General features: G+C 34.9%; 20 protein-coding genes, 5 tRNA genes and 5 pseudogenes. 20 read left to right on the top strand and 10 right to left on the bottom strand.

What is annotated here, in order from left to right:
- The first annotated feature begins 6 nt into the window (after positions 1-6).
- From CXL14_RS00905 to CXL14_RS00880, 6 genes are all read left to right on the top strand, one after another.
- Positions 7-81 (top strand) — tRNA-Glu (locus tag CXL14_RS00905).
- Between the two features lie 11 nt (positions 82-92).
- Positions 93-167, top strand: a tRNA-Gln gene (locus CXL14_RS00900).
- A gap of 33 nt (positions 168-200) precedes the next feature.
- Positions 201-276: transfer RNA gene (locus tag CXL14_RS00895), tRNA-Lys, on the top strand.
- A gap of 8 nt (positions 277-284) precedes the next feature.
- Positions 285-366 (top strand) — tRNA-Leu (locus tag CXL14_RS00890).
- A 68-nt stretch (positions 367-434) separates the two neighbouring features.
- Positions 435-518: transfer RNA gene (locus tag CXL14_RS00885), tRNA-Leu, on the top strand.
- Positions 519-629: 111 nt separating this feature from the next.
- Positions 630-1,004 carry a cystatin-like fold lipoprotein gene (locus CXL14_RS00880; protein WP_021495076.1) on the top strand — a complete coding sequence of 125 codons (375 nt, stop codon included), beginning with the start codon at positions 630-632 and terminating at the stop codon, positions 1,002-1,004.
- A 25-nt stretch (positions 1,005-1,029) separates the two neighbouring features.
- Here the strand turns inward: CXL14_RS00880 and CXL14_RS00875 are convergent, their stop codons facing one another.
- Complete coding sequence (locus tag CXL14_RS00875; protein ID WP_021495075.1) at positions 1,030-2,847, bottom strand: hypothetical protein; 1,818 nt, start codon at positions 2,845-2,847, stop codon at positions 1,030-1,032.
- Positions 2,848-3,109: 262 nt separating this feature from the next.
- On the opposite strand from CXL14_RS00875, the gene CXL14_RS00870 reads away from it, so the two are divergent.
- Positions 3,110-4,285, top strand: a complete 1,176-nt coding sequence (locus CXL14_RS00870; RefSeq protein WP_101287632.1) for a Rap family tetratricopeptide repeat protein — start codon at positions 3,110-3,112, stop codon at positions 4,283-4,285.
- A 510-nt stretch (positions 4,286-4,795) separates the two neighbouring features.
- Here the strand turns inward: CXL14_RS00870 and CXL14_RS00865 are convergent.
- Both CXL14_RS00865 and CXL14_RS00860 read right to left on the bottom strand, forming a co-directional pair.
- On the bottom strand, positions 4,796-6,139 hold the full coding sequence (locus CXL14_RS00865; protein WP_032863959.1) for a PIN-like domain-containing protein: 1,344 nt from the start codon (positions 6,137-6,139) through the stop codon (positions 4,796-4,798).
- Positions 6,140-6,420: 281 nt separating this feature from the next.
- On the bottom strand, positions 6,421-7,650 hold the full coding sequence (locus tag CXL14_RS00860; protein WP_032863960.1) for a Shedu anti-phage system protein SduA domain-containing protein: 1,230 nt from the start codon (positions 7,648-7,650) through the stop codon (positions 6,421-6,423).
- Between the two features lie 591 nt (positions 7,651-8,241).
- On the opposite strand from CXL14_RS00860, the pseudogene CXL14_RS00855 reads away from it, so the two are divergent.
- The 5 genes and pseudogenes from CXL14_RS00855 to CXL14_RS00845 all read left to right on the top strand — a co-directional run.
- Positions 8,242-8,397, top strand: a pseudogene (locus CXL14_RS00855) (tetratricopeptide repeat protein); the annotation flags it as partial.
- Positions 8,354-8,482: a hypothetical protein gene (locus CXL14_RS20305; protein WP_228370356.1), complete on the top strand. Its 129-nt coding sequence runs from the start codon at positions 8,354-8,356 to the stop codon at positions 8,480-8,482. The pseudogene CXL14_RS00855 and the gene CXL14_RS20305, both read left to right, overlap by 44 nt.
- A pseudogene (locus CXL14_RS20605) lies at positions 8,439-8,557 on the top strand (IS1595 family transposase); the annotation flags it as partial. The gene CXL14_RS20305 and the pseudogene CXL14_RS20605, both read left to right, overlap by 44 nt.
- 705 nt (positions 8,558-9,262) lie before the next feature.
- Positions 9,263-9,628: pseudogene (locus tag CXL14_RS00850) on the top strand (BCCT family transporter); the annotation flags it as partial.
- 38 nt (positions 9,629-9,666) lie between these two features.
- Positions 9,667-11,070, top strand: coding sequence for an MFS transporter (locus CXL14_RS00845; protein WP_014416971.1), 1,404 nt, complete (start codon positions 9,667-9,669; stop codon positions 11,068-11,070).
- A 615-nt stretch (positions 11,071-11,685) separates the two neighbouring features.
- Here CXL14_RS00845 and CXL14_RS20300 read toward each other — a convergent pair.
- Positions 11,686-11,790: pseudogene (locus CXL14_RS20300) on the bottom strand (esterase); the annotation flags it as partial.
- 227 nt (positions 11,791-12,017) lie between these two features.
- On the opposite strand from CXL14_RS20300, the pseudogene CXL14_RS00830 reads away from it, so the two are divergent.
- Positions 12,018-12,392 (top strand): annotated as a pseudogene (locus tag CXL14_RS00830) (cystatin-like fold lipoprotein); the annotation flags it as partial.
- A gap of 125 nt (positions 12,393-12,517) precedes the next feature.
- Positions 12,518-12,943, top strand: a complete 426-nt coding sequence (locus CXL14_RS00825; protein WP_014416973.1) for a MaoC family dehydratase — start codon at positions 12,518-12,520, stop codon at positions 12,941-12,943.
- A 263-nt stretch (positions 12,944-13,206) separates the two neighbouring features.
- On the opposite strand, the gene CXL14_RS00820 is transcribed toward CXL14_RS00825, so the two are convergent.
- A complete protein-coding gene (locus CXL14_RS00820) occupies positions 13,207-13,548 on the bottom strand; it encodes an MmcQ/YjbR family DNA-binding protein (RefSeq protein ID WP_032863961.1) in 342 nt (113 codons plus the stop codon).
- Between the two features lie 340 nt (positions 13,549-13,888).
- Positions 13,889-14,332: an Rrf2 family transcriptional regulator gene (locus CXL14_RS00810; protein ID WP_014416974.1), complete on the bottom strand. Its 444-nt coding sequence runs from the start codon at positions 14,330-14,332 to the stop codon at positions 13,889-13,891.
- A 197-nt stretch (positions 14,333-14,529) separates the two neighbouring features.
- Here CXL14_RS00810 and CXL14_RS00805 point away from each other — a divergent pair, with 197 nt between their 5' ends.
- Entirely contained in the window at positions 14,530-15,168 is a 639-nt protein-coding gene (locus CXL14_RS00805) for an NAD(P)-dependent oxidoreductase (protein ID WP_014416975.1), read from the top strand.
- Between the two features lie 312 nt (positions 15,169-15,480).
- Here the strand turns inward: CXL14_RS00805 and CXL14_RS00800 are convergent, their stop codons facing one another.
- The 3 genes from CXL14_RS00800 to CXL14_RS00790 form a co-directional block, all read right to left on the bottom strand.
- Positions 15,481-16,650, bottom strand: a complete 1,170-nt coding sequence (locus CXL14_RS00800) for an MFS transporter (protein ID WP_014416976.1) — start codon at positions 16,648-16,650, stop codon at positions 15,481-15,483.
- A gap of 73 nt (positions 16,651-16,723) precedes the next feature.
- On the bottom strand, positions 16,724-17,299 hold the full coding sequence (locus CXL14_RS00795; protein WP_014416977.1) for a TetR/AcrR family transcriptional regulator: 576 nt from the start codon (positions 17,297-17,299) through the stop codon (positions 16,724-16,726).
- Positions 17,300-17,812: 513 nt separating this feature from the next.
- Positions 17,813-18,841 (bottom strand): Delta(5) desaturase DesA, encoded by a 1,029-nt coding sequence (locus CXL14_RS00790; RefSeq protein WP_014416978.1) that lies wholly within the window; start codon positions 18,839-18,841, stop codon positions 17,813-17,815.
- A 184-nt stretch (positions 18,842-19,025) separates the two neighbouring features.
- On the opposite strand from CXL14_RS00790, the gene CXL14_RS20600 reads away from it, so the two are divergent.
- Together CXL14_RS20600 and cspC are read left to right on the top strand one after the other, a co-directional pair.
- On the top strand, positions 19,026-19,124 hold the full coding sequence (locus CXL14_RS20600; protein ID WP_072177240.1) for a molecular chaperone TorD family protein: 99 nt from the start codon (positions 19,026-19,028) through the stop codon (positions 19,122-19,124).
- A 447-nt stretch (positions 19,125-19,571) separates the two neighbouring features.
- On the top strand, positions 19,572-19,775 hold the full coding sequence (cspC, locus tag CXL14_RS00780) for a cold shock protein CspC (protein WP_003156143.1): 204 nt from the start codon (positions 19,572-19,574) through the stop codon (positions 19,773-19,775).
- 632 nt (positions 19,776-20,407) lie between these two features.
- Here the strand turns inward: cspC and CXL14_RS00775 are convergent.
- Entirely contained in the window at positions 20,408-20,869 is a 462-nt protein-coding gene (locus CXL14_RS00775) for a CarD family transcriptional regulator (RefSeq protein ID WP_014416980.1), read from the bottom strand.
- Between the two features lie 471 nt (positions 20,870-21,340).
- Here CXL14_RS00775 and CXL14_RS00770 point away from each other — a divergent pair, with 471 nt between their 5' ends.
- The 3 genes from CXL14_RS00770 to CXL14_RS00760 all read left to right on the top strand — a co-directional run bounded on the left by CXL14_RS00770 (position 21,341) and on the right by CXL14_RS00760 (position 22,656).
- Positions 21,341-21,601 (top strand): metal-sensitive transcriptional regulator, encoded by a 261-nt coding sequence (locus tag CXL14_RS00770; protein WP_014416981.1) that lies wholly within the window; start codon positions 21,341-21,343, stop codon positions 21,599-21,601.
- A 159-nt stretch (positions 21,602-21,760) separates the two neighbouring features.
- Complete coding sequence (locus CXL14_RS00765) at positions 21,761-22,243, top strand: DsrE/DsrF/DrsH-like family protein (protein ID WP_003156140.1); 483 nt, start codon at positions 21,761-21,763, stop codon at positions 22,241-22,243.
- Between the two features lie 44 nt (positions 22,244-22,287).
- Positions 22,288-22,656, top strand: coding sequence for a rhodanese-like domain-containing protein (locus CXL14_RS00760; protein WP_014416982.1), 369 nt, complete (start codon positions 22,288-22,290; stop codon positions 22,654-22,656).
- Positions 22,657-22,711 lie beyond the last annotated feature (55 nt).

The raw sequence follows: 22,711 nt of genomic DNA, 5'->3' as shown, positions 1-22,711 counted from the left end.
CCAGACGGCCCGTTGGTCAAGCGGTTAAGACACCGCCCTTTCACGGCGGTAACACGGGTTCGAATCCCGTACGGGTCACCATTTACCTTCGTTGGGCTATAGCCAAGCGGTAAGGCAACGGACTTTGACTCCGTCATGCGTTGGTTCGAATCCAGCTAGCCCAGCCATTTTATTTAAAAATTTTGAATCACTTTTAGAGCGAGCCATTAGCTCAGTTGGTAGAGCATCTGACTTTTAATCAGAGGGTCGAAGGTTCGAGTCCTTCATGGCTCACCACTTGTCACGCGGGTGTGGCGGAATTGGCAGACGCGCTAGACTTAGGATCTAGTGTCTTACGACGTGGGGGTTCGAGTCCCTTCACCCGCACTTTCTTTTCAAAGTGCTGATCATCATCACTAGCTTATATGCTTAGTGGAAAGACAGCTTCATAGCACGCGGTCGTGGCGGAATGGCAGACGCGCTAGGTTGAGGGCCTAGTGGGTGAATAACCCGTGGAGGTTCAAGTCCTCTCGGCCGCATCTCAATGATACCAAGGGTTTAGATACCCTTGGTATTTTTTGTTTATAGAAATTCATCTGTTACTGTCCACTTATTTATAGTAGGTCGTATGATTTGTCAGCTATCTCTTTTTGAAGAACCTTTTTATTTTCCTTAATATATTCGCTTTGCTTCTGCTGACTGCGTGCGGCGGTAGTAAATATGATAATGCAATTAATGAAGTAATTAAGCAGGAGAAGAAAGCCAGAAAAGAAATGAGAGCTGCTTCTGATGAGTACAAGAGAGATAACGCCATAATTCGTGTATATGATAAAGGGAAGTATATTCAACTTGCGTTTTATCAGCCAGAAGAAAGTTCTCGCAAGCTTACTACCTATTCTTATTATGAGAAGCTTGGAGATTCTTTTGAGGAAATGGCACATATGCCGGGTGATGGGGATGGCGACCGACTTGGTCTGTATAAGAAAACACCTGGTTATGAAGAGGTAAAAGGGGAGCAGACATAATGTCTGCTCATTTTGTTTAAGTATACTACCTCAAATTCTTATAGAAATGATAAATTGGAAATCCCATCACCTCTTTTTGTTCTCTATCATTAAGAGAATTGAATATTCTTTCAGCTTTCATTTTACATCGTAATAAGACTTCACATGCAAAGCATAATTGATTGTTTTTGGATACCTCTGCTTTTTCTAGTATATCTAGAATATCAGATTGTTCCTCATCTAAAAGTGTGTGGTCTTTTATTAGCTTAATAAGATAAATATTAATTCTTGCAAAAAAGTCTTCTGGAACCTTGTCTAAGTGTCGTTGATTAAGGTCAAGAGCAAGTTCTAGAAATTTTTCATCATGAAATTCATTATAATAATTTATATAGCTTAATGAAACATTAATTGTTGCGTCGGTTTTTATGTCATGATACTTATTAGAGAAGGATAACTTTAATATTTCAAAATTAAAGTTAGCATCGTTCGCCATTTTATTCACGTTCTGAGAAGAGTAAACACTTACTTGTAAATAGTGATCTTCCCATTTATCAAGTGAATAATCAATTCTTTCATTGCCTTGTTCTTTCGGTAATAAGCCACCTATTGTTGTTAAAGCTTCTTTACTGTAGAAATTAACAAATTTATCACCTGTGTAAATTAAACTTACTGTAACGTAATCAGAAAGTTCAATAGAGTATAACCTTATATTTTCTAGTTTTGCTTCTTGAGGGATAGTTAAGAGTTCATATTTTTTATCTTTGAAAACCTTAATAATCCCATTAAATAAAATTGGTAAATTCTCTTTATCATTAAATACATAGTCTTCACTTATCCCAATTTCGGCACAAACTTTGATCAACTCTTTGTATGAATTGATTTCTTCTTCAATGTTTTGAAATTTATCCATAGACATTTCGCCCTTTAACTGGAAAGTGCGAAATGAAAGGTTTTTGCTTTTTATGTAATGTTTTATTACTTGTAAACATTTTAAATATGAACTTAGTGTCTTTAGTTTTCCTAAATGAAACTGTCCCAAGCTATTGTCTTTATTTAAAACAAAACTTAATGTGTTTTCTATAACAACTTTAGATGTTTTTTCTGTAACACTTACCTCATAAGAGATATTAACTTTTTCATCGTTTAGATAAATACTTTCTGTATCTGCTTTATTTATTATGGATAAATGTGCTACATCTACAGGGATTTCTATATTGTCTGCAGTGAGTCCATAAATGTAAGCACTTTCTTCGAATAAATTAAAAGTATCTTTATTTATATCAATGAAATCCACTTTATAATTTTTGAAATTAGTTTCTATATTTGCTTCAAGAAATTTCTGAGGCTGTTTTTTTGTCACTTCTAAAAGAGTACTACACAAATATTCTAAGTGTCCTTCTTCTAGCTTTTTAAAATTTAAATATTTAGTATTTTTTTCTCTACTATTCAATTCTAATAAGAGTTTTTTTAATTCTATGGGAGCAAATAGTCTGTAATATGCTTGTCTTTTGTATGTTAAGGGATTTATTGTTACCACAAAGTATAATACACCCACACCAAACTTATTATAAACCTCGATGTCCTTTTTCTCTACGCGATGTTTTATTTTGTTTAACTTATGAATTTTTTTATAAGTCGTGGTTCCTTTTACTTGTACTCGGACCTCCCCAGCAACATTTGATTTTATTAGCTTTGTATTATTATAAACCTGAATTTCACCATCGTAAGAGATACCCTTATCATCTACTTGAATATTACCAACTAAACGGAATGGTGGCTTAAGAATTAAACTGTTAATCTCTAAGCAAGCCAAATGTTCAATAATTTTATTATCAATTTTTTCGTTTTTGTTTTGGTCATCCATCTAAGCATCTCCTTTTAAGAAGGTATCATCTGTGAAAACTCCCCTTACTATGATAACAAGGATTGCCTTTCTTTGGTATTGTCTGTTTTTTAATGTCAAGAAACAAAAGTCTTACAATAAGCGAAAATATGACGAAAAGAATAATTTCTTCAATAGACAATTCGTACCTTTTTGCATTTTAACTTTGTAAAGAAATATTCAATCTGCCATAATACAATTAATGTAAATATTCCAACAATTTAGTGGAGATGGGGGAGCTTTCTTGCAGCAGGGTTTTTTAAAGAGAAGCAAAATTCCATATGATTTGGTGACAAAAAAACTAAATGCTTGGTACATGGCGATAAAGAGTGATTTGGTTGAGGAAGCAGAACGAATTAAAGTGGAAGCTGAAGCTGAACTAGCTAATATGGAAGAAAATCAAGATGCTCTATTATATTATCAGCTGCTAGAATTCAGACATGAAATCATGTTGAGCTATATGAAGTCAAAGAATATGGATAGCTTGGAAAATGCATATGAGACGCTAAGGGAAATTGAATCCCAAGGTCAATTAACCGGTATGTTGGAGTATTATTTTTATTTCTTTATGGGAATGTATGAATTTAGAAGGAAAGAACTGACTACAGCAATAAGTGCTTATCGAATCGCGGAGAAAAAGTTGTTTGAGGTGGAAGATGAAATTGAAAGGGCGGAGTTCTTCTTCAAAGTCGCCCATGTGTATTACTATATGAAACAAACTTATTTTTCTTTAAATTATGCCAATCGGGCGCTTAAAATTTTCAAACAGTACGATGCGTATGCAGTTCAAATCATAAGATGTCAAAATATAATTGCTGGTAATTTAATTGACTCTTTGGATTATGAAAGAGCACTAGATGTGTTTAGAGACACATTGCGTATAGCTGAATCAGTTGGAGCGGATTACTTGATTGGTATGTCTCGAATGAATATTGGTATTTGTTATGATTATATAGGTGAATATGATAAAGCAGCTGAGTATTTACAAACGTCATTAGAATTTTTCGAAAAGACTGAACACGTCTTTTTGACAAAAACATTGTTCAATATTGTAAATGTTAAAACGAAACAGAAAGCTCTGGCTGAAGCCTTACTTTATTTAAAAAAGGGGCAATCTGTCGCAAAGAAATACGGAGATTCAGAATATGAAGCAAAGTTTAAGATTATAGAAGGACTTTATTTTAGTGATGATGAATATTCTTTAATTGAAGAGGCCTTTTCGTATCTGAATGAAAAAAGAATGTTCGGAGACATTGAAAATTTTGCAATCAGAGTAGCGGATTATTTTTATGAAAAAGGGGATTTGTCACGTTCAAATGAATATTATCGACTGAGTATTGAAGCGAGACGAAAAATAAAAAAAGGGGAGATTATTAATGAAGATCAGCCGGACTTTGTTTTCAGTCATTTTATTGGGTAGCATCGCAGGAGTAATTTTAACAAATGATGCCCCTGTTATCAAAGCTCCTTTCCATGTTGCTGACGACAGAGTAGGTGCTTAGTAAGCGGGATAAAAAAGTATAAAAAAGCTCTAACTAGCAACCTTTGTGGTTTTGTTAGAGCTTTTTTATTTGACCATGTTTTCCGCTGTAATCCTGCATTTAGAAACGACAAAACAGAATTCGTTTAGGAAGAGGAAAATCGGTCATTACGGTTTAGATATAACATCAAGCTGATTTAAGGGTTTCTTCTCATTAGTTATGATTTTTTATCAGCAGTTGGATACAAGAACAAATTTCAATTTCTTAAGTGTCTATTTAATGAATCAAAAATCTCCTTGGATTGGTTCGCCAAATCTGATCACTTAATAGGTTTAATACTTCGAATTATGTCTAGTAGCGCAATAGCGTTCTACTAAAAGTAAAGCTTGCAATGTTCACTAAAAAAGATAGGCAGAAGAAGGTATAGTTATTGCACGTTTTAATTCTAATTAATGCAAATCTTCTAGAGGGTCCACTTCAACCAATTTTTCTTCAAGAATCTCTATGCTTTTTAGTAACTTAATGTTTGGTAAGAGCGCTTTTTGTTCAAAAAAAGGCTTCAGACGTTTATAATATAAATCAGCTTCTTCGGGATCGTAATATGCAAATCTACCTAACAATGCCTTGACTCTTCTGGTGATATTTGCAGAAGATTGTTTTAAGCACCACCTGTATAATTGCTCCATATCTTCATCTTCTGTGTCATCAAGCCTATTATAGAATTCTTCTATTTTTTCTTCAGGTAAAAGATCTATCAATTTCCTTCTTATATTGCTTGAGCCAAAGAATTTTTGGATATAGTCTGTAGCATTAATTAACTTAGGATACTCAGTAGAATCTTTAAAACTATTATTTTGCTCTAGTGTTCGGATGTTTTCAATGTCTTTAGTAACATTTTCAACTTGTTCTTCTGTAATATCAGTATAGAGGTGCTCTTTTGCATATTTAACAAATCTCTCTGTTCTATACATAAAAAACTTTTGTTTAGTTTTATTGATGAATTCCTGAATTAATAGGGGATGAGGTCTTTTAATATTATCTTGTTCATCTTTTTCCCACCAATCTTCTTTTTTCTCTTCAGTGATAAATATTACTGGTTTTGGATTTTCGGAGTTTTTGATTTTATCAATTATTTGATTCCAAAGAATTAAGTCACCATAGATTTGTTTGTATCTAAAATCTCCATACGTTCTATAGCCTTCTTTCTTTTTATTGCCTTTATCTTTGAAACCGGGGGGGACATCAAATTCGTAGCGTTCTTTTCCTGCAATTTCAATCTTATCAATTTTTGTTTGAACATAGGGATCACCAATAATATTTTCAAGTAAGTTGCTTAGATCGTCTTTTATTTTTTCAGTATTCGGTAAGTTTTCTAACTCTTTTTTTAGAATCTTATCAAGTTTATAATTTAGTTTATCTATTTGTTCAATATAAAATTTGAATTGCTTTGTATTTATATATGGATAATCACTTTGAGCTGTCCGCAAAGTTTTCTCTGCCTCATGTTTTAATTTGTGGAGTCCGTCACTTAAAAAGAGGTAGCCCTCTTTTTGTTTGGACATATTAGAATCAAGATTGAAAAAGTATTCTAGCGCCACTTGATGGGGAATCCATAGTCTATCTGAATCCTTTAAGGATTTTAAAATTTTCAGTAAACTTTTGGTTACCTCTTTTGATGTATACTTATAGAAATTCAATAAAACATTTGTATCAACTACAAATATTGCATTTTCCCATATTTCCTTGAATTCAGAATCATCATAACCTGTTAATCCTTTAAAGTTTTCTAGCAATTAAAATTCCTCCATTCCCTCAATTTTCATATATTTAGAAATCGTTTCATTCAATTTATATACTTCACCATGTTTTCAGAATTTTTTCTTTGTCAAAAAACAAAAGTTTATCTAATACAGCAAAAAACACGCAACCATGTATCAAAATTAGCTAAAATGTACTTTCTACATTATAAATTGTAATTGGCTTTTTGATCTGACATAAAACAATTACATAAATATTAATATTTACACAATATGGATAGTGTGTAAATCCATTAGAAACCTGAAATATAACTTTATTATGAATATAAATGACTTAAAACTAAATCTATAATGTCGTCATAAGTTTTAAACATGATGTTTCTATAATCATTTTCTAACTTTCTCCAATCTGGGGTATCTAGCATCCATCTTCTTCCCATTACCAAAATTCTTTTCGGATAATGAACTTTTATTCCATGCTGTTCTTCCGCAAACTCTCTATTTTTAGGGTCCTCAAAATACTCCTCATAGTTTCTTGTTTGACTAATATATGAATTAATCTCCGCGCTGAAGGTTTCTCTATTCTCCCGCCCCACTATGCTTTTTGTATTTTTTAAATTATGTAATTTAAATTCAACAATATCCGAATAACCATTTGGTCCTTCTACAAAAAAATCTGGTCTAATTGCTTTGCATTCTACTGATTGCCATTCTAATTCACATTCAGAATATATATTTTTACCCATAAAAGCCATTTTTAATATAAACTGATTTTCAGGCTTAGCTAGAAAAGCAGTTATTTGGAGTTCACTCGTATCCTTAGAACTAATCAACTCAACAAAGCGATTTAAACTATACCATTTTTCTTCTCTATATCCAGAAGGAAGAGGGTATTGAAAGTGGACATCATGTATTATGACATCTGAAATATTGGGCCACATATAAAATTCAAATGTATCTACTTCTACGTCTGTATCATCTAACTGTAGTGGAAACAAATCTAACCATTTTACATTTCTGGTAACTAAGCCAGACCTGTTAGTTCCATAAAAGAAACCATTAACTATTCTATGACACATACCTTCCTGTAATACAAATTCGCCTGCATTGAGACCTATTATCATTGACTGACCATCTAAATTCCATCCATTCTTTAACATGATGTCCATGGCTTCATTGGTAGGATGAACCAAATCAACATTATACTCCGGTAATGGCAGTACTGGACCTGTTTGTTTACTATAATCAATGCCTAAAATATCTGTTAAAAGATTATCTCCTGTTGAATAGTCTGAGAACTGACACTCAAACTTATGATTCAAACTAATTTCTTTAGAATTAACATTTCCTATATACTCTACACCCCAATGAGTTTTACCTAAGTATAATATTACTTTCTCTGGGTTCACTAAGAATTTTGTAAAATTCTTTTTTAATTCAGGATTTAATTCTAGAAACATCAATAATTTTGTGAAATATTTATTCTTAAGCATTGTTATCAACGAATTAGCAACATCCTTCAATGTTGATATTTCTTTTCTCTCCATCTTATCATCCTCCCTTTAAATTTAAACGAGACTCTTTGATCTATTTTTCAACACATCAATACAACAAATCATATATATTATAAATTATATAACCCACTTATGCTGAGTTTAGTTTATAAGATGGAAAATTATGAGGGTTATCTTTTTCTATTTGCAAGGGTAACTAAACGAACATGGCATCAATGACATGTTTGCAATCTATATGGGCACAATTTAATCACCGATTTTTAACCATAATTCATGAAAACATATAAAAATGATGAAAGTGGAGGATAGAGAGTGTAATGAAAACAAGCTTTCATAACCAGTGATATGGATTCACTATGTTGAGGGCCTAGTGGGTGAATAACCCGTGGAGGTTCAAGTCCTCTCGGCCGCATTAATGATACCAAGGGTTTAACCACCTTTGGTATTTTTTTGTGCTTATTTTTAAATGATCTACTGCCCACAAACTGCCCACTTACCTAAAGTAAGTCATCTGCAGTAGACATCGCACAAATATTTTCATCTTTATAGGTAGTTACTAATGCCTCAAACTCCAATTTGCCAAAGCAGAGAAAGTGCTGCTAAGCAAGGAAGAATACCAAGACTTCGAGGAAAATGTTTGCTGATGTTGAAAATTTTTCGATTGAAGTCGCTGATTATTTTCATGAACGAGGAAGCTTAATGCTCTCTACGAAAAATAAAAAAGGGGAGATTATTGATGAAAATCAGCCGATGTCTATTGGCTGCAGTGATTTTAGGTAGTGTATTTTCAATAACTTATTTTCAAAGTGATCAAAATACTCAAACTATCTGGACAATACTTTGCTTGGTTCTTATTTGTCGATAGTCGCCGTAACGAAAGCACTAAACAACACCTTAAAGAGATTCTTTTGATATGACGGACACATATGACAGTTTGTGATTGTCAAAATTCAATGTTTAATCCTTGTTCAACTTACCCAGTTCAGTTAAAAGATTGTTAAAATTGTGATAAATGTATGAAAGGATTAAATGTTCATATCGAAACATTAGGATTACAGGGAAGGGGAACAAATACATGTCGATATACCAAAAATAAAACCATTACCTAAGAAATGTTTCTTTATTTCCAGCTGGATTTTAAAAAAAATTTTGTTAGGTGTCATGCAATAAATTCAATTGTCGGTGATTGGCCTGTTTAAATGCATCCATTATTTCATACCCGGTGCTACTTATTTCTGTTGTAGTCTGTATACTGATTAATAGGTAAAGAAAGTCGAAAAGGTATACGACATTCTTCATACAAATTAAAGTTTTGAATGGAAGAGCAGGATTACTCCTGCTCTTTTTCTTTCTAATTGGGCTAGGTTAAACGCAGACGGTTATTCCTTGGGAAAAACAAAAAAATTTCTTCTATCCATTGACTAGCTTGGCTTTAGCCGGGTTTCTATCACCCTGTTGGGCTTGTCAGATTTTAAAAAGGTATGCTACGTTTATAGTGTTTTGTTTCACCTGATTGCGGGGTAATAAAGATAGAATCAGTAAATAAAGACGTAATGGAAGAACTAAAATATAGGTTTAGGATCCTTTGAAGAAATAAAAGTTTTTTTTTGATTGTGATAATATTCACAATAGAGCTGTATGAAGGGGAATCATTTCTCCAAATAGTCTGCAGAAAACACCAACCACAGCCCAAGGATATATCACTAACCGCTTTGGCTGGTATTATCTGTTGGATGTTTCTCTTTTTGTTGCTTTTTGTATTATTTTTAGTCCAATCGGCAAAAATAAGTTAAGGAAACCAGCGAAAAAACTGAATTTCATCCTTCTTTCCTGGTTTACAATGTTATTTGGCGCTGGTATGGATATTCGTCTAGTCTTTTAAGGTACAGTTGAACCAATCATCCACTATGCCGTTAGCTCTCCATCAGGTGAAACAGAAACCCCCAGACTTTAGAGAAGCATTATGCTATACATTCTGGGACTGCATGCTTGGACCGTTTATACGCTTGTATAATGTGGATTTGATAATTAAGGAGTTGATATTATTAAATGAAGTTTAACAAGAAAAAAATTAACGTTGTAGACATTCAAAAAGCGAAGAAAAGCGTGTTTGCTACAGGGATAGGAAACGCGATGGAATGGTTTGATTTTGCTTTATATTCTTATTTGGCAGTTATTATTAGTAAAAACTTTTTCAGTCCGGTTCAAAACGATGAATTAAAGTTAATATTTACTTTTGCTACATTTGCAATTGCCTTCTTACTTAGACCGGTAGGCGGAATTATTTTTGGTAAAGTGGGTGATAAATTTGGTCGGAAAATAGTATTAACAATTACTATTTTAATGATGGCTTTATCTACTTTAATAATTGGTGTGCTTCCTACCTATGACCAGATTGGTGTATGGGCCCCTATATTATTACTCTTAGCTCGTATTCTGCAAGGTTTTTCTGTGGGTGGAGAGTACGCTGGTGCAATGGTATATATCGCAGAATCTTCTCCAGATAATAAACGTATAAGGTTAGGCAGCGGTTTAGAAATCGGCACATTATCTGGTTATATAGTAGCGTCTGTTTTAGTTACAGTACTTTTCTGGACTTTATCTGATGTTCAAATGAATAGTTGGGGATGGAGAATTCCTTTCTTCTTAAGTATTCCAATAGGATTATTTGGTTTATATTTGAGAAGTCATTTAGATGAATCACCAATCTTTGAAAATGACATCTCTGAAAACCAAGAACAACAACCAGGTTTATTAGAAGTCATTAAAACATATAAAAAAGATATCTTTTTATGTATCGTATTTGTGGCATTTTTCAATATAACCAATTACCTATTGTTAGGTTATATGCCTTCTTATTTAGATGAGAACCTTGGTATAAGTGATAATATAAGTACACCGATTACAGCAATTGTATTGATTATTATGGTACCGTTCGCTTTAACTTTTGGTAAATTGGGAGATAAATTAGGAAATAAAAAAGTTATAACAATTGGATTAGTATTAGGAATTGTATTTTCGATTATCTCTTTTCAATTTCTTAATATGGGGAGTCTAATATTTTTATTTATAGGACTTTTAATGTTAGGTATTGTATTATCTGTATACGAAGGTACTATGCCAGGATCTTTACCTACGTTGTTCCATACTGACATTAGATATCGAACATTATCCTGGACATTCAACTTATCAGTTTCTATTTTTGGCGGAACAACACCTTTAGTTGCTTCTTGGTTAACCCATGTGACAAGAAACAATTTGGCGCCGGGTTTCTATTTATTAGCAGTTAGTTTAATTGGCTTAATAGTTGTGTTAACCTTATTTAAAGATACTTCAGGTAAATCTTTAAAAGGTTCTTACCCAACAGTTGCTTCTAAAGCTGAGTTTCAAGAAGCTGTTGAAAATCCAAAAGATTCACTGTGGTGGAAAATGGAACAAACAGAAAAGGAATGAAAAAAACATCCATTTAATTGACCGGCTACTCGAAATACAGACTCAGAGTAAGCTGGGATTATCCGAGCAGCAATGACTGCAGCTCTTTTATATTCTGGAGGGCTTACTGCTTTGCAAAAGCAGCGTTGCTATTCTCGATCGTCATTATTTTATTGGTTGTGTCCTAATAATAAAACATTGACGCAAGAACGAAGAGAAATTAAAAGGTCCGAGCAATACAGCAAAATAAGAAATAAGAAGCTTTGTTATGCCAGTTCTTCTCCCGAAGGAGAGCTGGCTTTTTGTTTTCTATATGGGGCCCAAAGCAGAAAACGAGAACTTGTACGCTAACTAATAATCCTATTGTTTTTATCAACAAAGGTTTTTTGGATATGAAGAGGGTGAACTGGTGAAAAAATAGAGTTTGTTGTGGAGTTAGCTTTTCAATTAGGGACATCTCAACAACAAAATAATAACCAGCCCGATTAAAAAGCTCATCAAAAGTTCCATTATTCCAACGTGAATATATTTGCGATAAGTTATTGAATCAATATACGATCCACTCAATTATTTGAGTGGATCTGTTTGTTTTTTATTTATTTGCAGCAGTCTCTATGTGACGAAACAATAGATGAATTAAAACCCTTTACGCAGCCAGGTTGCGGCAAGATCAATTGCTCCGCGCGCAGCTTCAGTTTTAGCTAAGGCGTTGAGCATCACGAAATCGTGAATGATACCTAATGCAGTATTTGATAAAACCGGTTGTAATGAAGAAGAAATTAAAAGTTATAACAAGGAAATTCGTAATTTACTTAACATGCTGACAACTGAGCAATAGTTTTATGAATATAGATGGAGGGCCCTGCGGGTGAATAACCCTTGGAGGTTCAAGTCCTCTCGGCCGCATCAATGATACCAAGGGTTGTAGATCGCCCTTGGTATTTTTTTTGCGGAAAATTCATCTGTTACTGTATAGTAGGCCGTATGATTTGTCAGTCACCTTCATCCTTCTGCTGACTGCGTGCAGCGGTAGTAAATATGATAATGCAATTAATGAAGTGATGAAGCAGGAGAAGAAAGTCAGAAAAGAAATGCGAGCAGATTCAGATGAGTACAAAAGAGATAACGCCATAATTCGTGTATATGATGACGGGAAGTATATTCAACTTGCGTTTTATCAGCCAGAAGAAAGTTCTCGCAAGCTTACTGCTTATTCTTATTATGAGAAGCTTGGAGATTCTTATGAGAAAATGACACATATGCCGGGTGATAGTGATGGCGACCGCCTTGGTCTTTATAAGAAAACACCTGATTATAAAGAGGTTAAAAGCAAGGAAACAAAAACAATGTGCTTGTTCATTCCTGATAGGGGAACAATTGTTTCACCGTTAAGTTGTTGTGTGAGAGCCAGTATGTTAAAATGCTACGTAGATTTAATAATAAAGTTTAGATTCAAGGAGATTTATTTATGAAGTTGGATGAATTCACCATCGGGCAGGTTTTTCAAACTAAATCTTTTGAATTAACAAAAGAGAATATAATGAATTTTGCAGAAGTGTATGACCCACAATACATGCATTTAAATGAAGAAAAAGCAAAAATGGGCAGATTTAATGGAATTATTGCTTCTGGAATACAAACGTTATCTATTACGTTTAAGCTTTGGATTGAAGAAGGGTGTCATGAAGACGATATTATTGCTGGGACAGGAATGAATAATATAAAATTCCTAGCACCCGTTTACCCTAATGATAAACTGCACACTATTGTTAAGGTTATTGATAAAAAACCAAATAAAAGCCAGACGGGGATACTTACTGTATTGTTATCTACCTATAATCAGAAAGAAGAAAAAGTGTTTGAAGGTGAGTTATCAGTATTAATTAAACGCTAAATGACTTTTGTGGCATATCATCGTCACCTTTCATTTTTTATAGGTGTCTGGATGAAATAAGCAATCATCTTAATGAATTGAGTGGACTTTGAGTCTGCTCTTTTTTATTTGCTCAACCTATGTCAAGAAACAAAGGACTAACAATAACGAAAAAATCATCTCGTAAATACGAATTTAAACATTGCTGACTTGAGGTTTTTTGCATATTCCTCTGTATCATTGCAACGGATGAATATCTATAATAAGCGTTCTATCCTTCGATGTTATGTTTCCTTTTTACTTTTTGGTTTTGTCAGTTCAAAGCTGTACTTTACCATGTCATGGATTTGGTGCTCTGGGAGTCCCTCATCTAAGGTAAGAGTATTCCAATGCTCCTTGTTCATATGGTATCCGGGCTTGATTTCTTCAAAAAGACCACGTAGAAAATCAGCCCTTTCAGGTTCGCATTTAAGGTTGACACATAAGTGTTCGTCGCGAGTGAAGATAAGTGCAAATATTTTCTTATTCCCTTTGTGCCGAATTGCAGTCCAACCATCTCCAAAAGGATGGTCTTCATAAGAGTTTGGAAAGGTTAGGCAGTAATCTTTTATTGCATCATAATTCATTATCAATTCACTCCATACCTCATTATTTTTATATACAGAACATATTCGTTCAAACTAGATTTGCGGTTTCTTTTATACAATCCGAGATTTCCTCAAGTCTTTGTTTGAACTTAGCTTCTGAACCTTGAGTTGTTGGATAGTAATACTCACCCCTATTAAAGAATCTGGCATCGTCTGCATTGTCGTTAATTTTTCCTCTGTATCATGAGCATATTTATATCCCTTACCGTAATCTGAATCTTTCATCAAAAGGAGCAGACTTTATGTCTGCTCTTTTTTTGTTCATGAAAAAGCCATTTTTCTTATCCCCAATCTGATAAAAGATTTTCTGTGAAATCATTTAACAATTATTGGTCAATTTTTCTTTTTCAATAATATCCTTTACCACATCATCAATTGTGATATGCCCAAGAGCTTTTTCCAAGGCAGATTGGGCGATTTCAAATATTGGACCAATTGTACTTTGAATGTTCCGGCCTACAGGACATTGAGGATTGGGATTTTCATGTATACTAAACAATTCTTTATCTTGAACAACATGAACTGCTCTATAAACATCAAGTAAGGTGATTTCAGTTAAATCCTTCGCTAATTCAGCTCCTGCAATACCTGGCTGAACTTTTACTAAACCTGCTTTTTTCAGCATCCCCATAATTTTTCTTATGAAGGCGGGATTTGTATTTACACTTCCAGCTAAAAATTCAGAAGTGCTAATTCCGTCTTCATTTATTTCAATAAGAGCCAATATATGAATTCCTACAGCAAAACGGCTGCTAATAGACATGATTTCTTCACCATCCTAATTACGTTACACTCTTTATAGTACACTTGTAACTGAATGTATTACAAGTTCTTTTACTCTAATATGCTCAATTAACAAGATGATAAAAGTATTGACAAATAAATAAGGTGTAACTAAAATTATTACATGTAATCAATGTGGTTACATTTAAAATTTTGAATGATTAGGAGGACTTTAAATTGAAAATTGGAATCATTGGTGCAACCGGAAAAGCTGGAAGTCTTATCTTGAAAGAAGCGGTAAGCAGGGGACATGAAGTAACTGCAATTGTAAGAGATGCTGCAAAACTTAAAGAGGAAAAGATTTCAATCATTGAAAAAAATATAATTGATCTTACATCGGATGATCTAAAAAAGTTAGATGTAATAGTTAATGCCTTCGGTGCTCCATTAGGAGAAGAACAGGCACATGTAGATGCTGGCCGGGCATTAATTAGGGCATTAAAAGGAACGGGTACAAGAGCCGTAATTGTAGGTGGAGCAGGGAGTCTTTATGTAGACGAAAATAAAACTGTCAGTGTAATGGATACACCTGATTTCCCGGAGATTTTTATTCCAACAGCTAAAGGCCAAGGTCGTAACTTGCAAGAACTAAAGGAAACTTCTGATATTAACTGGACATTTATCAGTCCTTCAGCGGTATTTGACCCAGACGGGAAAAGAACTGGATTTTATCAGTCAGGAAAAGATCATCTTCTTGTGAATTCGAAAGGCGAAAGTTATATCAGCTATGCAGACTATGCAATTGCAGTATTGGATGAAATTGAAAATCCAAAACATATAAATGAACGCTTTACAGTTGTTGGAGAAGCTGAATAATTGAGTAGAAACAAAGGGTACCATTAGTGTCATCGCTAATGGTATCTTTCCTTCTAAGAATGTACGGAGACATTGAAAACTTTGCAATCAGAGCAGCTGATTTATTCGAGTTGAGGATAGAGTAGGTGCTTAGTGAGTTGGACCAAAAAAATATGTATAAATAGCTCTGACTAAAACCTTTGTGGGTTAGCTAGAGCTTTTGTAAACCCACTCGTTTTCGTGAGTGGGCTTTTTTAAAATACATCTATCAACATGATTAAGGGGACCGTCAAAACTCCTAAATTACAGAAGTTTATTTTCATGATAGTTTAATCATAATGTCACTTTCGAATAATATCGATTAAACTTGATTGAATAGATCAAGACATAAATAACGATTAGTGCGGCAAATGTGTTTAGAACAATTAATGAGTGATTCAAGCTAAAGAAACTGGTCAAAATGCCGACTCCAATTGGAGGGATAATGAATCCGGAATAAGCGCACAAATAAAATGCTGATATTACTCTCGGTCGTTCTTCCGGCTTAGGCAGCTGTCCGGCAAACCTTAATGCTGCTTGGAACGACCAACCGGCGCCGACCCCTTGGATAAGCATTCCAATCCAGAGCATCCATAAATCGCCTGTCTGTCCGGAGAAAACAATGATCCACGGACCGATGGCCAGCAATACAATTCCGATGCGCATTCGCTTAACTGGATTCTGTACCCACGGGAAGAATTGTATCAAGGCAGCCACGCCTAAGAGTATGAACACCAACACACCTGCTAATGAGAGATTAGAGGAGTGAATGACGTTTTTGACATAGGAAGGAATGACGGAAAATACGATTCCGCCTAACATGAAGAATGTAAAAGCCGGAAGTCCAATAAATGAAATAAAATGGGATCGTATATTTTCCGGTATACCGAGCGAAATTTTTGTATTCAGCGGTTTTGGTTCTTCTTTAAGACTCGGTAACATTTCCAGAAATACTAAAGAACTCAATAGCATGGCAAGCAAAAGCCAAAATGGCATTCGAAGCGGCTGAACCTGCACATATTGCAACACTAGACCGGATATAGCCGGACCCATGCCGAATCCAACGTTTACGAATACTCCCGATAACTTAATAGCAGTACTTAGATGCTGGCGAGAGGTTTGTGATAATAAAAATGTGGTGGCCGTTCCTGTAAAAGCGCCATATGCAATGCCTTCCAAAATCCTTGCCGCAAATAGCATCCAGACGTTCTGGCTCCCTATGAAAAGCAACGTTGACGCGATGGATAGCCAGATGCTTATGCGAAGGATCTTCTTTAATCCCCAGGTGCTCCCCTTGGCTCCTACGATTAGCAAGGTCGGAACCAAGATAACGGCATAAACAGCAAACAACATTGTAATCTCTAGGCTGCTCATTTGATAGTGACTCCCGTATATAGGGAATAATGATGAAATATAAGTGGCTCCGCAAGACATCATTAGAATAATCCAAAACATTCTCTTCATCTTTCGTTCTCCTCGCATTTTATTAGTAAATCCGTTTTATTTGAGAATGATCGTTCTCAATAGGGTAAAAAAATTATTTCTTTAAAATGGATAATGTCGTATCCACGATCTGCTCTAATTTATCTCTGTTATCTGTTGTCTTGATCATCACTCGAAGCCCGATTAAAGCATTATTTATATATTGGGATAGTAATTCCGCGTTTAGCCTCTTATCGAGTTCTCCGGACTGCTGACCTGCCTCAATGAGTTCACGGATTAGACGCTCTGTATCGGTTAATCGTTGATCTACCCAATCCTTACATTCGGAATCATGCAGAGCCAGTTCAACTGCTGTGTTTACGATCAAACATCCTTTAGGGTATTCGCCTTCTCCTCTAGTAATGACTCTATCGAACAACTGCCGGATTGCTTCAACCGCAGTAAGATTCTCTTTATTGATTTTTTTCTCCGACTGCAGTTGAGTGTAACGGTTTAAAGCCTTAATGTATAACGAATGCTTATCTCCGAAGGTATCGTACAAACTTCTCTTGTGCACTCCCATATGGTTGACTAAGTCTGTCATGGAAGTTTTCTCATACCCTTGTTCCCAAAATAAACGAACAGCTTTAAGCAGTACTGCATCTTCATCAAATTCCTTGGTTCTAGCCACTAAATTCCCCTCCTTGTGATGGCAATCATAACATATTGAGAACGATCGGTAAAGAATAATGATGATCCATTCCTCTTCTTATCTTTAGAACGATCCTGTCATTTTGTCATAAATGGGGTCAATCTAAGATTGGGAAAGATCAGTTTCAAAAGATTCTTTTTTTCTTTAAACAGTGGCTATTTTAAGATACATTGCACCAATGACATGCCATGTAACTTTTTGGAAATGAAAAACTGCTCCATTTTTACTCCACAATATGAATATTCAAAGGTTTTATAACAGAAAACACAGTTTCACTTTATTGATGGCCCAACGGGTGAATAACCCGGTGAAGGTTCAAGTCCTCTCGGGCGCATCTCAATGATACCAAGGGTTTTGACACCTCTGGTATTTTTATGTTGTAAGTGCATGTGGCATTAAAAAAGTGCTGACCTCTGCACAAAATCTTTGCGCGAGTCTGCACTTTTATTCTGCAAGATACACTGCCCATTATCATCGATTACGGGCGTTTATTTAATCCGTTCTTAGCCGAGCTGATACCTGGCTTTTAGAAGTTTTTTTTAAGTGGGTAAAACCAACAAATTTTTTGCCTTCTTCATCCCATAGGCGGAACTTTAACGACTTAATACTTGTTGCCAGTGTGATGGTCGGAACATTTTGCAATGGTTCAGTGTTGTTATGCACGATTTCAAGCTTATAGTTTGGGACTCTTGGGCTTAAATGATGAACATGATGGAAACCGATATTGCCTGTCAGCCACTGCATGACTTTTGGAAGCTTATAAAAAGAGCTTCCTTCAACGGCTGCTTTTACATATTCCCAATGCTCATCTTCTTCGAAATATGAATCCTCAAACGTATGCTGAATATAAAACATCCAAATTCCGAGGGATCCCGATATCATAAAAATTGGCGTCTGGACCAGCAGAAAGTTTTGCCAGCCGATAGCCCAACATAAAAGTGCTGCCAAAGCGACGATCCCCAGGTTCGTTACATATGTATTCATCCGTTCTTTGCGTTTTGCCCCTTTACGATTAAAACGATTGGTAATCCCGAAGACGTAAATCGGTCCGATAATAAACATAACAAACGGATTTCTGTACAAACGGTACATTATTTTTGTCTTAGTTGAGGCTTCTTTATATTCCTCAACAGTCAGTACCCAAATATCGCCCGTACCGCGTTTGTCCAGGTTGCTGCTTGTCGCATGATGGACAGAATGATCGTGTGCCCAATGATCAAACGGATGCAGAGTCAGAATTCCTGTAATTGTTCCAAGGATTCGATTCGCCTTTCGGTTCTTAAAAAAGGAATAGTGGCAGCAATCATGAAAGATGATGAAGGTTCTCACTAAAAAACCTGCCGCAACGACAGAAATCGCTGATGTAAGGATATAAGAAATCGACAAGCTCTTATAGGCCAAACACCATAACAGGAAAAACGGCACCAATGTGTTAATGATTTGACAAATACTTTTTTGTAAATCGGACTTTTCATAAGGGGTAACCAGTTTTCTCAAAGTCCTTAGGTTTTGTTCATTCATTTTTAAAAGCTTCCCCTTCCCTGATGTTCTTAATCTGCGTATAGAAAACGTTTTATTGCCTTTGAAGTCCCAGCTGTCATACTCCATGTATAATAAGTATCTTTCCTAATCCTGTGTAAAATTATTGAAGGTCAGAAACTGATCTCCATCTCGATTAAATCTTTATTAGCAATGGCCAGCCGGGATACAAAAAGCGTATGAAGATTATACCCGGCTCTTTATCGGGCCAAACTCTCTCCATGCTCCCCTATGTGAATCGGTTTATTTAGACCGTAAACATTGATTGTTTGAGGAACAAACATGACAAGTTAATACCGTTAAAATAGGGGGTATACTTGAATGATCGTTTGGAAACATCTGCAGAAACAAAGCTATACCAGTGAACAGCCAAGAATATCTAGTACTTGAACAAGAAACAGCTGAGCTTTTTAAAGAAATCTTTAACAATCAATATGAAGTACTGGGTTTGAAGACACTCGTGATTCATGTTCACGGTGTTTTCAAACCATAGTTATTAATAGGCATCTTATTTTGCACTCGTATCGACAGGTTTAACAAATAAAACATGAATGAACACATTATTAATTTGCAGTTATTTCCGTTTCGTGCTATGATAAAGGGGAATTATTTTTGTTCGTGTAAAGGATAGTATGAATATCGACTTTTCGTCTTGATGATACTTTGGGCAAGGATAGTAATACAATGTGTAACACACTAGGAGGCAACAAAAATGGAACAAGGTACAGTTAAATGGTTTAATGCAGAAAAAGGTTTTGGATTTATCGAACGTGAAAATGGAGACGATGTATTCGTACACTTTTCTGCAATCCAAAGTGACGGATTCAAATCTTTAGACGAAGGTCAAAAAGTAACGTTTGACGTTGAGCAAGGTGCTCGTGGAGCTCAAGCTGCTAACGTTCAAAAAACTGCTTAATCTTTAATCGTTTATACAAACAGGCTCTTTATACAGGGCCTGTTTTTTTATGATCTCTGTATATACTGAATAAAAAAACCCTACTCAACGTTCGAGTAGGGACAGTTGCTACAAGGTAAGAAAAAGGTTTAAAACCTCAAAGGATTGTTTACAGTATAACATACCGGATTGACGATATGTGGAATATATATAAATGATTTGTTTTTATGTTCTCAATATATCTGTATGTTATTCTTTGTTACATTTCGCATATCTCTAATATGAAAAGAAGATAAACAACTGCTATTCACTGTCGCAAGAGATGTAAGAAATTCTTAAAGATAAAGAGGAGAGTGGTTGTTTTTTCTTCCGGAAATAATCACTTAGACCTAAAACAATGAAAGCCCTGCCTCTCTTCCATCCTTACGGCTCCTTGTCCGTGCCAGTGTGAATCAGGATTACAAAAATCAAGTGACTATTTCATCGAAATTCAAATGTTCGTTGAAGAAAAAAATAAAACAGATTAGATTGTTGGGGTAATAAAAGGGGTTAATGTTTTAAAAGTAAGTTGAAGAAGTTAAACATCTAATCGTAATATTCCGAAAACTTTTGGGTGCTTTTTTTGGAATGCAAAACATTATTTAAAATTAACCTTAACAGAAACTTTTTATTTGTTTTTCAGTGATTCCTTTAATGAATTCCAGTTCACTAATCAAAAATTCATATGCATGATCCAACATTTTTTTTTCGCTTGAATTAAGTGCTTTTTCTTTCTTCATTCGCCTTAAATCACGTACAACTTCAGCGCCTTCTTGTATTTCACCCGTTTTTATTTTGTTCGTGTTTACTATATACCTTTGCTTCCACGGCAGTAGCCTATCTGATTCTCCATGCTGAAAAATGTGTATAATGTGTTTTAATGCACGTATATCAGTAACCGGCCGTATATTTGAACTCAATATCTTACGCGTTGGAATCATAACTGTCATATTACTGATTGACATTCTTATGACATAATACTGTTGTTTTTCCTCTAAGAATTGTTTTTCTTCTATGGCTTCAATTGTACCTGCTCCATGCATTGGATAAACAATGTTATCGCCAATTTGAAACATATCATCCACCTCCATATATAGGAACTTAACTTAAGGTTATCATATATGGAGTGAGATATCAAATTTTTAATGATAACATGGTCATTTATTGGTGTCAATAACTTTTTTTAAAAAACAACATCAAAACAAGAGGGAGCCTGTGGGATTCCTAAAAAAAGGAATATCAATTGGTCCGTGTATATCTTGGAATCTCGACTAATTAACAGAGATCAGTTTTTCGTTGAAAATGAGTTATTAAATTTCCTTTAGGAGTTCATGCCTTGACGTCAATTGAATCCGTAAAACAGGGGATACTAATATTAGCTCTTTATAATCATTCTCATGCCGTCTTGAAAATTGACAGTATACCTGTAAGGGTATAATATTGATTCACAAACATTATCTAGTTAATAATGTAGTGTGATAAAGCATAGTATGAAGTGATAGTTGATAACATGCAAATATATAAATTTCAAAGAAGGAGTTCAACGCATGGAATATGATCAAAAGATTAAAAATCGCTTACGCCGGATAGAAGGACAGATAAAAGGTGTATTGACCATGATGGAACAAGGAAAAGATTGCAGAGAGGTTGTGACCCAATTAGCTGCTTCACGTAATGCGATCGATCGAGCAATGGGTTTGATTGTGAGCACAAACCTTGAACATTGTGTTCGTGAAAGTTTAGAAAAGGGAGAAGACACACAACACTTAGTAAAAGAAGCGGTCGAATTATTGGTAAAGAGCCGATAAAAAAATTCATCAACCTATCATCTTTAAGGTTGACGAATTTTTATATTTATTATAATATACCCCTGCTGGTATTTTGGGTTGAATAATAGGAGATCTTCCGAAAAAAATTTAATTCCGATATACCCCCTGGGGTAATAGTGATTAGTCAGGAGAATAGACATGACAAAACAAACAAAACGCACAACAATTGTTTTATTTAGCGGCGAATATGACAAAGCAATGGCAGCCTATATTATTGCAAATGGTGCAGCTGCCTACGATCATGAAGTGACGATCTTCCATACGTTTTGGGGATTAAACGCTTTACGTAAAGAAGAGCTGATTCCAGTGAAAAAAGGATTTCTTGAAAAAATGTTTGGAAAGATGATGCCTCGCGGTGCTGATAAGATGGGTTTATCTAAAATGAACTTTGCAGGTATGGGCCCTAAAATGATTAAAAATGTGATGAAAAAGCATAATGCACTTACGTTGCCTCAGTTGATTGAGATGGCTCAAGAACAAGGTGTAAAGCTCGTAGCTTGTACGATGACAATGGATCTTCTTGGTTTACAGGAAAAAGAACTATTAGATGATATCGACTATGCTGGTGTAGCTGCTTATTTGGCAGATGCTGAAGAAGGCAATGTCAACTTATTTATCTAATGTTATCCATTGCAAATTGAATAAGTGAAGGGGGTTATAACACTATGAATAGCGGAGTAATGTTCAATACTTTACTCATTTTATTTTTACTTTGGATCGTATTTCGACGTTTTTTCCCATTGCATGGTGTTAAACAAATAACAACTGCTGATTTAAAGTCAGAGCTGAAAAATAAAGACAAACAGTTTATAGATGTACGAACACCTTATGAGTTCCGCACAAGGCATATTAAAGGGTTCAAAAATATTCCTTTGTCTATCTTGCCTCGTCAAACTCATCAGCTTTCGAAAGACAAAGACGTCTTTGTGATCTGCCAAAGCGGAATGAGAAGTATAAAGGCAAGTAAAATATTGAAGAAACAAGGGTTTAAAAATATCACAAATATAAAAGGTGGTATGAATACATGGTATTAACATCCAGAGAGTAACTTTTTGCATATTTATATACCCCCACCCCTATATGAGAAAA

Origin of the sequence: Bacillus sp. SJ-10 (assembly GCF_002843505.1) — a bacterium.
Taxonomy (GTDB): domain Bacteria; phylum Bacillota; class Bacilli; order Bacillales; family Bacillaceae; genus Bacillus; species Bacillus velezensis.
Note: the sequence above shows the minus strand (reverse complement) of the source record. Positions and strands in the feature narration are given on the sequence as shown.

Excerpts from the sequence above, each read along its gene's own strand:
- CXL14_RS00875 (WP_021495075.1), bottom strand. The coding sequence starts at position 2,847 with ATGGATGACCAAAACAAAAACGAAAAAATTGATAATAAAATTATTGAA.
- CXL14_RS00860 (WP_032863960.1), bottom strand. The coding sequence starts at position 7,650 with ATGGAGAGAAAAGAAATATCAACATTGAAGGATGTTGCTAATTCGTTG.
- CXL14_RS20305 (WP_228370356.1), top strand. The coding sequence starts at position 8,354 with ATGAAAATCAGCCGATGTCTATTGGCTGCAGTGATTTTAGGTAGTGTA.
- CXL14_RS00845 (WP_014416971.1), top strand. The coding sequence starts at position 9,667 with ATGAAGTTTAACAAGAAAAAAATTAACGTTGTAGACATTCAAAAAGCG.
- CXL14_RS00825 (WP_014416973.1), top strand. The coding sequence starts at position 12,518 with ATGAAGTTGGATGAATTCACCATCGGGCAGGTTTTTCAAACTAAATCT.
- CXL14_RS00820 (WP_032863961.1), bottom strand. The coding sequence starts at position 13,548 with ATGAATTATGATGCAATAAAAGATTACTGCCTAACCTTTCCAAACTCT.
- CXL14_RS00810 (WP_014416974.1), bottom strand. The coding sequence starts at position 14,332 with ATGTCTATTAGCAGCCGTTTTGCTGTAGGAATTCATATATTGGCTCTT.
- CXL14_RS00800 (WP_014416976.1), bottom strand. The coding sequence starts at position 16,650 with ATGAAGAGAATGTTTTGGATTATTCTAATGATGTCTTGCGGAGCCACT.
- CXL14_RS00790 (WP_014416978.1), bottom strand. The coding sequence starts at position 18,841 with ATGAATGAACAAAACCTAAGGACTTTGAGAAAACTGGTTACCCCTTAT.
- cspC (WP_003156143.1), top strand. The coding sequence starts at position 19,572 with ATGGAACAAGGTACAGTTAAATGGTTTAATGCAGAAAAAGGTTTTGGA.
- CXL14_RS00775 (WP_014416980.1), bottom strand. The coding sequence starts at position 20,869 with ATGTTTCAAATTGGCGATAACATTGTTTATCCAATGCATGGAGCAGGT.
- CXL14_RS00770 (WP_014416981.1), top strand. The coding sequence starts at position 21,341 with ATGGAATATGATCAAAAGATTAAAAATCGCTTACGCCGGATAGAAGGA.
- CXL14_RS00765 (WP_003156140.1), top strand. The coding sequence starts at position 21,761 with ATGACAAAACAAACAAAACGCACAACAATTGTTTTATTTAGCGGCGAA.
- CXL14_RS00760 (WP_014416982.1), top strand. The coding sequence starts at position 22,288 with ATGAATAGCGGAGTAATGTTCAATACTTTACTCATTTTATTTTTACTT.